This window comes from Candidatus Marinimicrobia bacterium CG08_land_8_20_14_0_20_45_22 (assembly GCA_002774355.1).
Classification (GTDB): domain Bacteria; phylum Fidelibacterota; class UBA2242; order UBA2242; family UBA2242; genus 0-14-0-20-45-22.
In genome coordinates this window covers 1-11,687 of sequence record PEYN01000131.1, presented here as the reverse complement: position 1 = coordinate 11,687, position 11,687 = coordinate 1, and the positions used below count along the sequence as shown (strand labels likewise).

Sequence of the window (11,687 nt, the reverse complement as noted above, 5' to 3'; positions counted from 1 at the left end):
ACGCCGAATGTCCTATCGGTTGCCGTTCAGCCGCTCGCAATTCCGGATATGGCTCAATATGTCGTCGAATCGACTGTCGGTTTCGATATTCGGAAGGAATTAGCGGCTCGCATCGTGAAGAACGGCTGGGGACTTTTAGAAATGAAAACGTCCGGGCTGAGTTTGGAGGAAATCTTCCTGCGATTGACGACTAAAGAAGAAGAGGTGAACTAAAATGGGAAACATGTTTACGATTTTTAAACGGGATGTCCGGTCTTATTTTTCTTCACCGATCGCTTATGTAGTTATTGGGCTCTTTCTCGCTGTCATCGGCATATTTTTTTATCTGATGCTATCAAGTTTTCTTCAGTACAGTTACGCGGCGATGATGCAACGCCAAAACGTTCCGCTGAACGTTAACCTGATGATGATCCGCCCATTTCTGCTAAACACGTGCGTCATTGTTCTGTTCATGATTCCGATGATCACGATGCGGTCGTTTTCTGAGGATAAAAAGAGCGGAACGATGGAACTGCTTCTCACGTCGCCGCTGACGAACTGGCAGATTATTCTGGGCAAATTTTTTGCGACTTATTTTCTGTTCGTCGTGATGACGGTGGTTACTTTTCTATTCATGATTTTTCTCTTTATCTGGGGAAAGCCGCAGTTGATGCCGGTTCTCATCGGCTATCTGGGTTTGCTCTTGATGGGCGCCGCGTTGGTTGCGATGGGAAATTTCATCTCATCATTGACGGAAAACCAGATCGTTGCGGCTGTCGGAACATTTGCGGGAGCGATGTTTCTCTGGGTCATTGGTTTTGCCGCCGACTTCGCCGGAAAGATTTTCGGTTCGTTTTTCGGGTACATTTCCATCATTCAGCATTTTGAAGATTTTTCCAAAGGCGTATTCGACACAAGCCATCTCGTCTTCTATCTTTCGCTGACCTTTCTGATGTTATTCCTTACTTACCAATCCGTTGAATCTTCTAAGTGGAGAGGTTAATGATGAAAATCGACAATTTTAAACTCAATAAATGGATTTTAATCGCCGGAATTACATTATTGCTCTTCGGACTAATTCTCTACTCCATTGTCAATGTTTGGAACTGGAAATTGCTGACGCTGATTGGCATTGGATTGGCAGGAAGTGTTTATGCATTCATCCGGCTGGACATGTGGAAATTTTTAAAAGACCGCCGTTTACTTTACAGCGGGAATATGGCATTCGTCATTATTGTCACGATAGCGATTTTGATCCTTGTGAATTTTTTCCTTGCTCGTCATACTTGGCGCATCGATTCGACGACGACGGGAACGTTTAGCCTTTCCGATCAAACCATTAAAGTGCTGAAAGGCTTGAATAAAGAGGTTGAGATTTTCGCCTTCGCCAAAGATCTGAATAAAAGTTCCGTCGAAGACCGGTTGAAGGAATATTCTCATTACACCAAACGGCTGACATGGGAAATTGTCGATCCGGACGAAAAACCGACGATCGCAAAAAAGTATAAAGTGAAAAATTACGGCTATCTTGTCGTTCTCTGTGAAGGAAAAGAGGAACAAGTTCCCACCGCCTCCGAAGAATCAATTACCAATGCCATTATCAAAGTGACTCGCGAAGGCAACAAGAAAATCGCATTTGTCACCGGACACGGCGAGTCGGACATTAATTCGTCGGAGCGTGACGGTTTTGCCAAAGCGAAAGAAGCGATTCTCGAACAGAATTACGATGTTTCCGAGATTCAGTTAGCGGGTGCCGACTCAATTCCGGCGGACGTTTCCGTTCTCATCATTGCCGGTCCTAAAAAGGACTTTTTCGATTCGGAACTCGCTTTATTGACCAAACACATCAATAACGGCGGCGGTGCGCTTTTCATGCTGGATCCAAGACCTTCCGCCGGCTTAATCGATTATATGAAAAATTGGTTTGTCGAAGTTGGCGATAATCTTCTGATCGATATCAGCGGAATTGGACGTCTCTTCGGAGCAGGCCCGGAAATTCCGCTGATATCTGATTATACCAGTCATCCGATTGTTAAGGATATGAAAGGAATTATGACCTTTTTCCCAATGGCGCGGTCGGTTAAAGCGATGAGCACGGAAGGATCAACCGGGATTTTGGTCGATGAGATTGCGCTGACGGGCGCAAACAGCTACGCAGTTTCCAATGTCGATCAGGTTCTTAAAACTGGACGTGTTGATATTAAATCCGCCAGTGCAAAAGGTTCTATCCCGGTGATTTGCGCGACGACGATTGATCTCAAAGCGTCGGGAATGAACGGCCAAAGCAAAGCGCGAATCGTAACAGTCGGCGACTCGGATTTTGCTTCGAACGCCTATTTCCCAAGTCAAGGTAATGGCGATCTTTTCATGAATATTGTCAGCTGGTTGTTATCCGATGAAGACCTGATTTCGATTCGCCCAAAAGCGCCGGATATTCGATTGGTTGAGATGAGTCCGGCTCAGATAAAAACCGTTTTTTGGCTGACCGTCATCATTTTGCCGGCGATCGCATTTGGCATTGGAATTATGGTTTTTATCAGGAGGAAATAATTTTGAAGTGGAAAAACCTGGCCGGTTTGACGGGCATTTTAGTTCTACTTTTTATAACGATCTATTTCTTTGAAATCAAAGGCGGCGAGGAGCGAGAATCGAAAAAACGAACGGAAAATCTCCTTTTTTCGGTTCCCGAAGACGATGTTGTCCGGATTGAAATTCGATCAGAATCGGATTCTGTCATCTGCGAGAAGATGAATAATGTTTGGTCGATTGTCAAACCGATCAGCGCCGGTTGTGATTCATTAGCTTTATCATCGAATCTCACTTCACTTCTAGAATCCACGATAGACCGGAGAATTCTGGATACTTTGACAGCGCTTGAACCATTTGGTTTGGACTTGCCATGCGCTGAAGTGACTTTGACGGGGAAAGATGCCGCTCCTCAACGTTTACTAATTGGTGACGAGAATCCGACCGGTACTTCGGTTTACGTCAAATATCCTGATAAGCCAAATATTTTCACAACCAACAAATCCCTGATGACATTCGTTCAGAAAAAACCGTTTGATTTCCGCGATAAAAAAATCATGCATGTCGTCGCTAACGAAGTAAACCGAATCGAAGTTATCTCAAAAACCAAAGGCAAAACAAAACTGGAAAAAACCAGTGATGGATGGAATATTATTTCGCCGGTTACCATGCGGGCGGACAACAATGAAGTTCAGTCGTTGTTAAACAGACTTCAAAATACCAAAGCAAAGTCATTTGAAGACGAAAAACCAATCAATCTGGCAAAATATGGCTTGTCGATGCCATTGCTGACAATTCATTTGTTCAGCGGCGAATCGCTGGCTCAATCGACTTTTTCTATCGGTGCGAAGAATCTGGCAGACGAGTCTGGTGCGTCTTTTGCGAAGGAATCTTCCCGTGATCCGGTTTTTACTGTTGAGAATTGGCTGACGGACAACTTGCTTAAGAGTACGTTCGATTTGCAAGATAAAAATATTGTCCCGAATGTTCGGGATCAAAGAAAAATTGACAAAGTCATCTGGAAGTTCGACGATAAATCTTATGTTTGTGAGAAATCGGATTCGGTTAACTGGAAACTCGTTTCTTTGGATAATGTCGATGCAGATGAAAAACAAATGGAACGATGGCTAAACGGGATCGCCGAATTGACGGCCGATGAACTGGTTACTTATTCGCCCGGATCGCTCAATTCGTATGGGCTCAACCAACCGCAGGTGATTTTATCGCTTTTTGAAAACGGAAATGAGATTGGAACTGTACTAATCGGATGGAAAATTGGTGAAAGCTATTTCGTTAAATCGGCGGATAAACCATTTGTTTATAAAATTTCCAAATCAAAAGTAATCGCGGTACGAAAAACTGCTGAGGATCTGACGCGAAAAACCTCTTGAGTCTGGATTAGTTTTCTGTTTTAATTTCTGGGATATGGACAAAAATTCCTGGAAATGGCTGGCAAATATTTTATCGGGTTTTCGTTTGTTTAGTTATTAGAGAATTCTCTTTTGGTTCTCGGTTTGGGCGGACGAGCTTCGTCGATGCGCAATGTGCGACCGTCAAATTCCTGTCCGTTTAATCCTTCTTTGGCCTTTTCGGCTTCTTCGGGTGTGCCCATTTCGACAAATCCGAAGCCTTTGCCTTCAATAATATTCACACTTTTGACTTCACCATATTTGGCGAAAATTGATTCCAACGATTCGTTGGTTATGGAATACTTCAAATTTCCTACATAAAGTTTGCTACCTTGCATTCTTATCTCCTTTTTCGGTTCTCATTGCGTCATAATGTTTCTTTTTGGGAGGTAAAAGCAAAATAGCAACTCACACCCCTTGCAATACAACATTACTTAACACATGAGAAAATCCTCCAAGCGTTTTCGCTTAAGGATGTTGTTGAGTGTTTATAGTATATGTCCGTTATATTTCGCCAGCCATTTCAAAGAACGGCTTATATTAAAATAAAATATTTTCGTTTCCAATAGATATTTCGTTAGACACCCGTCGAAATACTTCCTATTTCACAATTTTTAGTCATTACAGCCGGGTGGGACTGTATTTTTATAAAGATTTTTGAAAAATCCGGTAGCGTTTATAAATCACACCTCCGACGCGCTCCATTTCACTGCGAACCTGAATATTGTCCTCAAGTTCATGGTTCGTGTCGAGAAAATCGAAACCGGCGGCATGAGCCGAGCTCACCATGGAGGATCCCATAAGCGCATCGATGCCTTTGCCTCTGAATTCCGGCTTCTCGGCTCCAAGCATCAAATCCATCTGGCGGCTGGTCTTGCGTGAATGCAGAATGTAGAAAAGTCCAAACGGGAAAAGATGACCGTTGGCTTTCCGGAGTCCCGCATTCATATTCGGAATGCCGATGATGAAGGCGATTGCTTGCTTGTGAAACGTTACTAATTTGACGAATCGTGGATCAATAATCGGTAGGAAACGTTTGGCGAGCGCAAGCATTTCCTGTTCACTGAGGACAACGTAGCCTGGCAGATGCCGGTAAGTCTCATTCATCAAGTGAAAAACCGGGATGATAAATGGCTGTAGCTCCTTTTTTCGCGTAAACTCTATGACATGGAAATCCGTTCGCCTTGAGAACCGATTGGAAATTTTCCGGTAAAGTTCCGGCGGTTTTTCCGGAATCTGGATTTTATAGACCACGTAATCGACCTCTTTCACATATTCCAGGTCGTTCAGAAAATGAACAATGTATTCAAAATTGTAAAAAGCTTCGGTCGAAGGTTCGTTCCCAAATCCTTCAACAAGGAATCCTTGCGGATCTTGATTAGAAAACCCTTTCGGTCCGATGATTTTTGTCATGCCGCGATCTTTTACCCAATTTTCAACAAAGTCCAACAGAGTTTTTGCGATTACGATGTTTTCCTCACATTCCAGATAGCTAAAACGTGCGGTTTTTTCTCCCATTGATTCGTTATAGCGTCTGTGAATGATACCTGCGATTCGCCCAACCGGCCGATTGTTTTGCCATGCGATCGCTAAAATGGTATCGTTTTCGAAAAAGGCAGGATTGGTTGCGATATTAAAAGATCGAAATTCATCGCGCAGAATCGGTGGCATCCATTTATCGTGTCCGTGATGAATCCTCGACGGTAACTTGACAAAAGTTGCCAGATCAGCCCGATTTTTCACGATTTTAACTTCAATGTTCATTTTTTCCAAAGCGTAAAGATGAGAATCCAGCATCAACTTCCTGATATAAATTACCGATATTCGTTTCACGTCCCAATCATTTTTATGCGGTAGATAATTGGAAGGAAGTGGAAATCTGTTCGGAAATCATCTTGATAGTTCATGAATTATCTTCTATATTTATTTGTCATGTCGAGAATAACCACCATTATCGGACCGCTTCACTCGGGAAAAACCGCTCGTGTTATCCGGCTTGCAATTGATGCGCTCAATTTTAGAAAAATGGTTTCCTGTATTCTGCCGTCAGTGCACCATATTCGATTTTTCAAAGATCAGATTTTAGCGGAAGTTCAGCAAACGTTGCCGGGGCAACTGTTTGTTGGGACGTTCGCTTCGCTTGCCGACAGGATTTTGGACGAAGCGGGCTTTGTGTATCGGCAGGTTGGAAATGCTGAAGACTGGCTAAATATCCGAACAGAATTAAATGATTCCGACTGTCGCGCGGGGACGATTTTGTTTTTACAGAAAACGTTTGCCGAGATCAGAAATGCTGGGCTGAAAAGCGATGAACATAACGTATTGGTTCGATCTCTGAGCGAGCCGTCGTTGAACGCTTGGATGGATTTATTTGAAAAAGTTCGTCAAAAATCGCGGAACAGCCGGAGATTCAACTCCGATGAGCAGATTTTATGCGCATGGGAAACGTTGAACAATAGATCAGACGTTTTGAATGGTGATCTGTTGCTGATCGACGGATTTTATGAGTTCACGCCAATTCAGAAAAAGATACTGAATCGGTTGGCGGATCGATTTACTCAAACGTTCGTCACGTTTCCACTTGATAAAGAGCGCACAGTGTATGGTTACGTTCAGAATCAGAGCGAGCTCTTTCCGGACAGCATAAAGATCGAAATGAAGAAAGAGCCACTTGAATCTCCGATTTTGGAATCTATCCGAACAGGATCGTTTCTCAGCCACGGTGGTGTGACAATTCTCGAAAAACCGGCAAGTTGGACAAACGACTGGAAAAATAGTGACTTGAAGGTTATTCAATGCCCGACGCGCTGGAGGGAAGTCGAAACCGCCGCACGAACAATCAAACGCTGGATTTGTGACGGCATGAAAAGCGAAAATATTGGTATCATATTTCGTGGTTCATACGATTATTCCGGGTTGATTACGCTCATTTTACCGCGGTTTGGAATTCCGGTGAAAAATCCCAATCGGAGGATCGCACAGACTGAGCCGGCGGAATTTTTGCTGAGAATCGCTTCCGTAAACGAAAAGCGCTTTATCAGGTCTGAGGTGATGGATATTTTTCGGCACGCGTCTGTACAGAATCGTTATGGGAAAGAGGCGATCAACGATCTGGAACGACTGACGGCCGAACTGGGCATTCCGGTCGACAAAAATGAATGGATAACGCAATATAAAAACCGACTGGATTTTGTCCGGTGGCGGGCGACAATCAAATCTGAATCCGATGAATTTGATCGCGTCTCTCAAGATGATCTTACGAAAAAAATGGAATCCCGCCAGCCCGTTCTCGAAAGGTTCTTGGATGATATTTCAGTTCCTTCTTCTGCGACGTGGTTGGAGTTTGGCGAGTCGTTTGGGAAAATACTTCAGAAATTTTTTCCTGAATTGGAAAATAGGTCAATAAACGATTGTGTCAAACAGATTTCCGCGTTAATTAGCTTAATGAGTAAAATCGCTGGCGAGCACAATCAATTGAAACTTGCTGATTATTCTCAAGCGATGCGCAGGTTTTTCGAGGCGGAACCGGTGATCGCTTCCGATAATGAAAATCAGTCCGGGCTTTTTTATTCGAGTGTGATGGATGCGCGCGGAAAGAGTTTCTCCGGATTGGTTATTCTGGGAATGACTGATGGTGAATTTCCGCAAGTGCGCCGCGATAATCCAATATTGACCAATGAGATTCGCCGAAAATTGAATTCCATTGCTGGGGAAGTTATTTTCTCAGAAACGTCATTTAATATTGATGAGGAAAAATGGCTGTTTTTCCTCGCGATTTCGATGGCGGCAGAGAAATTACTCCTTACATTTCCGTTGTCAGGATTCGGTGGAAAACAACTTCCAATGTCGTCATTTTTAACGGATTTGTTGTCGGCGCTTCCTGAAGAACGTAAAGGTTTTGAGACGGTTCCTGTCGATGAAATTCTGCCAAAATCGGATGCATTTGGTTCGATTGACGATGTCAAAGCGGCGATATTTTCACCGAATATTTCTGAGAACGATCGTATGATGCTAACCGAAATAATCGGGAATTTAGACGACATCCGACGAATTGGGGAGATGATCACAATCGAGAAAAATCGGCAGAAAAATATACAAAATGAGTGGAGCGGTCGTATTGCAGATTTTACACAGTTCTGGGATTTGATTAATGATCAATTTTCCGTCTCCCGAATTCAGGAATTTGCCCGCTGTCCATTCTATTTTTTATGCAAGAATGTCTGGAAAATCTACTCACCCGAAGAACCGTCGATGGATGTAACGCCGTTAGTTGACGGACATCTCATTCACTCTGCGCTGGAATCGCTTCTGCGGACTTATTTGAGTGGGACTAAAGGCTACGTTGAGTTTCTCGAATCGGATTCAGAAAAATTGATTGAAGGAATCATTTTACGGATTGATCATACTTACCGACCGAAATTCCGGTTTTTGACGGATATTGTCTGGCAGAACCAGATGGAGACATTAGAAAGCGGCTTGCAGGCGTTTGTGCGTTCGGAACGGCGATTTTCGGAGACGAACTATTGTCCGGTGAAACTGGAAAAGGCATTTAACTTGAAAAATAACGCCTTTTCCGTTGAGTCAAATGGTCGTCGGAAAGATGTCATATTTTCCGGACAGATCGATCGGATCGACGTTAATCCGGAACGGAATTCGTTGGAAGTTGTTGAGTATAAACGAACTGCTTCTTCGGCTCATTCGATGAAAGATGGCGTTGGAAAAGGCGTTTATTTTCAACTATCGCTCTATTTAATCGCGGCGCGCCAACTATTGAACATGGAATCCGTAACCGGTGCCTACACGTATGTCTTTCGGGATGGGAAACGATTTAAACCAGTATTGACCGAGAAAATGTCGTCGCGTTCTCAAGTCATACAGAATGATGAATTGGAATCTCTTCTCGAACAAACTCTCATGAAAATCGGCGTTTTGTTGAATAAGATTTTTCAGGGGAATTTTGATCTCTTACCGTTTGATGTGAAACGTTGCAAATCCGGTTTTTGCGAATACTTTGACCTTTGCCGGATTCGGAAAACAGTGTCAGTTGAAGAGTAACCGACGTTTCTTGTTTTTTTAAATGAAGAGCATGTAAAGGAACCAAACGAGCAAGGCGCCGGAAGTCGTGCAGGCGAGATTGACAACATCATTATCGATCCAGCGGTAACCTGCCACGAGAAGCGTTTCGTATTTGCCGCAGTGGACGGTTTTTTCGGTGGTTTTTAAGCAATGCGGACAGCGGTACTGCGCTTGAACGGTTGCGCCAAGAATTGAATCGATGAAGGCGCCGAGAATTCCGCTGATCGTAATAATAAGAAAAGCGGCTCTAACCGATTCATTGATTGGGAAAATGCCACTCAGTGTCAATACGCCCGCACCAGCGAAAAATCCGGAAGTTCCGAGCACCGTGATGCCTCCGGAAGTTCCCGGCTGGACTTTTGAAAAATTTAAGATATGGCGTGGTAAGCTTTTTGAAAAGATACCGATCTCTGTTCCCCATGTGTCGGCGGTTGCCGCCGCAAGCGATCCGAGAAACATGAGGTAGAAAAGGTTTTGCGATGTAAAATAATAGAGCAAAGCCATGATGAGCGAAACGCCGCCGTTTGCATATACCTGCAGGATGTCGCGATTGCTTCCTTTTTCAACCATGCCCTTGAGAAGCGTTTTTTTAATTTTACCGATCTTTGACAAAATAGAGGATAACACGAAGAAAGTTGCCATTGGAATCACCCAGTTGATCCCGCCGATGGAAAAAACGATGGAGCCTAACAACATTGCACCTGCGGCTCCGCCAAATGTTAGGGCTTTGAGTTTAAAGGCGGCATAGGCTAAGAAAAACGAGAAAAAAATCCATCCGAGAACCATAAACTGACCGCTTAACGTGTGTTTTTGCATGATGTCTAAAAGTAATGCGCTGAAAAGCGGTAATGTCAAGTTATCGGAACCGGCGAATGAAATGGCTTCGGAAAGCGTTGCGACGATCCCAACAGTTACGCCAATCAAAATCAAACTAAGCGTTTCCGGAACCGGCTCGCCGGCGATCGTTTTGGCAATCGAAAGAATAACTGTCGAAATGAGAAACGCGCTGATAAAAACTGTGGATGATCCTTTCACGGATTTTTTATCTTTCCAGAGGCGAAACTCGGCTGATCTTTTCCCGCTTGTTCCGATGATCGATGCCAGCGAATCGGAAACCGTCATGATCAACATGCCAATGATCAGGATGATCGGATCGGATTTCCAATACAGGAGAATCAGGATGAGAAACGAAACCGGGAAAAAAACCGTTCCCCATGAAGTGCGCGCCGTCGTATGCATTCCTTTCATTTCGCCTTGTTTCAGCGCCACGGCGTTCAGAACGATGAAAATAAGCGCCAGAACGGCAGGCGGTGTCGAGGACAGAAATAAAACAGGGCTTAGAATGACCAACAGTCCAACGCCGATGTGGACGATCTGTCGTGTATGTTCGCCTGAGACACGAAAACATTTTCGGATGACTTCGCTAAGCGCTACAAAACTTAGGATCACGACCAGAAACAGACAGAAAGTGATCCAATCGGAACGGAAAGGTTGATATAACGGCACATTATCCTCATATTTTAAGTCGGGCTATTTTATGGAAATTCGTAAGTTTTTCCAAGATGTTTGAAGGTATGAAGAATGAATGAAAAGGAAATAGAAACGAATCATAGCGACTATCAAAAAGCGGCATCGGCAATTGATGAATCGTTGATCGTGTGTGCCGCCGCCGGAACGGGAAAGACCACCGTTCTGGTTAATCGCTATATGGAGATTCTCCGCGATCATGCGTCAGGGATTGACCAGATTGCGGCGATTACTTTTACCGAAAAAGCCGCTAATGAAATGAAGGAACGGATTCGGACCGAGTTGTCAAAACCGGAATTTGTCTGTACATCAGAACTTCGAAGAAATCTGATCGATCAGATCAATCTCGCGCCGATTTCGACAGTCCACGCTTTTTGTGGAAGAATGCTACGCGATAATGTTTTCTTGCTTGGACTCGATCCACTGTTTACGATTTCCGACGAAACCGAAGAAAAGATCCTGCGCGCCGATTTTACCGAGCGATTTCTAAATAATGCTTTAAAGTCCGACCGCCCGGAAATTTCAGCATTACTGAAAGTCATGGAACTGTCTCAGATCGAAGTTCTGCTGAATACGGTTTGGAATAAACGCGCGGAATGTGCCGAACTGATGGAACACATTCGTACGACTTCTGATGGCGCGCTCCTGTTTGAAATGAAAACTCTTCACCAAAGAATCACGAATCAGAAACTTTCGGAGTTTTTCGATAATGAAGAAAATAAAAAAACCATCGCGCAATTGCGAACGGTTTCTCGTCCGAAAAACGGCGATAAACTGCAAGATTGTCTCGGTTTGATTTTTAAAACGGAGGCTGAATGGAAAACAGATAGAATATCAATCGATTCTTTAAAACTGGACATGAAAACGGCGTTTGACGGAAGAATCAAGGGAAGCGAAAAGAATTGGTCGGGAGATCTTGAGACCGTCCGTAGTTTACGGACACAGTTGGGCGAACGCTGGAAAGATATCAAAGAGAATCTATTTGACTTTGTGGAGGAGACGGAGCGGGCGCATATCCAATTGTTGAAGAATTTCACCGCGCTGGCTAACGTTTACATTGACTCATATCGTCAAACGATGTTCGCGTCCGGTCGGATCGACTTTGGAAGTCTGGAGACTGAAGCGGTTCGTCTGCTTTCTGGAAAAAGTGAACAAATTCGAAAATATATT

The 11,687-nt window shown here is 43.9% G+C and carries 9 protein-coding genes; 6 read left to right on the top strand and 3 right to left on the bottom strand.

Features of this window, described 5'->3' with window-relative positions; genetic code table 11:
* The 4 genes from COT43_07810 to COT43_07795 form a co-directional block, all read left to right on the top strand.
* On the top strand, positions 1 to 213 hold a 213-nt coding region (locus tag COT43_07810; GenBank protein ID PIS27966.1), incomplete at its 5' end, for a hypothetical protein.
* Position 214: 1 nt separating this feature from the next.
* A complete protein-coding gene (locus tag COT43_07805; GenBank protein ID PIS27965.1) occupies positions 215 to 982 on the top strand; it encodes an ABC transporter in 768 nt (255 codons plus the stop codon).
* A complete protein-coding gene (locus COT43_07800) occupies positions 982 to 2,529 on the top strand; it encodes a hypothetical protein (GenBank protein PIS27964.1) in 1,548 nt (515 codons plus the stop codon). The genes COT43_07805 and COT43_07800 overlap by 1 nt, the downstream gene beginning before the upstream one ends.
* A gap of 2 nt (positions 2,530 to 2,531) precedes the next feature.
* Positions 2,532 to 3,896, top strand: a complete 1,365-nt coding sequence (locus COT43_07795) for a hypothetical protein (GenBank protein PIS27963.1) — start codon at positions 2,532 to 2,534, stop codon at positions 3,894 to 3,896.
* Between the two features lie 89 nt (positions 3,897 to 3,985).
* Here COT43_07795 and COT43_07790 read toward each other — a convergent pair whose 3' ends face one another.
* Both COT43_07790 and COT43_07785 read right to left on the bottom strand, forming a co-directional pair.
* A complete protein-coding gene (locus COT43_07790; GenBank protein PIS27962.1) occupies positions 3,986 to 4,252 on the bottom strand; it encodes an RNA-binding protein in 267 nt (88 codons plus the stop codon).
* A gap of 307 nt (positions 4,253 to 4,559) precedes the next feature.
* Positions 4,560 to 5,711, bottom strand: coding sequence for a hypothetical protein (locus COT43_07785; GenBank protein ID PIS27961.1), 1,152 nt, complete (start codon positions 5,709 to 5,711; stop codon positions 4,560 to 4,562).
* Between the two features lie 108 nt (positions 5,712 to 5,819).
* Between COT43_07785 and COT43_07780 the strand changes: the two genes are divergently transcribed.
* Positions 5,820 to 8,969, top strand: coding sequence for a hypothetical protein (locus COT43_07780; GenBank protein PIS27960.1), 3,150 nt, complete (start codon positions 5,820 to 5,822; stop codon positions 8,967 to 8,969).
* Positions 8,970 to 8,987: 18 nt separating this feature from the next.
* On the opposite strand, the gene COT43_07775 is transcribed toward COT43_07780, so the two are convergent.
* Positions 8,988 to 10,496 (bottom strand): hypothetical protein, encoded by a 1,509-nt coding sequence (locus tag COT43_07775; GenBank protein PIS27959.1) that lies wholly within the window; start codon positions 10,494 to 10,496, stop codon positions 8,988 to 8,990.
* Between the two features lie 75 nt (positions 10,497 to 10,571).
* Between COT43_07775 and COT43_07770 the strand changes: the two genes are divergently transcribed.
* Positions 10,572 to 11,687, top strand: a 1,116-nt coding sequence (locus COT43_07770; GenBank protein PIS27958.1) for a hypothetical protein, incomplete at its 3' end; no start/stop codon positions are given.

Bases quoted from the DNA above. Each gene is read 5' to 3' on its own strand.
- COT43_07785 (PIS27961.1), bottom strand. From the start codon at position 5,711: ATGCTGGATTCTCATCTTTACGCTTTGGAAAAAATGAACATTGAAGTT.
- COT43_07805 (PIS27965.1), top strand. From the start codon at position 215: ATGGGAAACATGTTTACGATTTTTAAACGGGATGTCCGGTCTTATTTT.
- COT43_07800 (PIS27964.1), top strand. From the start codon at position 982: ATGATGAAAATCGACAATTTTAAACTCAATAAATGGATTTTAATCGCC.
- COT43_07790 (PIS27962.1), bottom strand. From the start codon at position 4,252: ATGCAAGGTAGCAAACTTTATGTAGGAAATTTGAAGTATTCCATAACC.
- COT43_07780 (PIS27960.1), top strand. From the start codon at position 5,820: ATGAATTATCTTCTATATTTATTTGTCATGTCGAGAATAACCACCATT.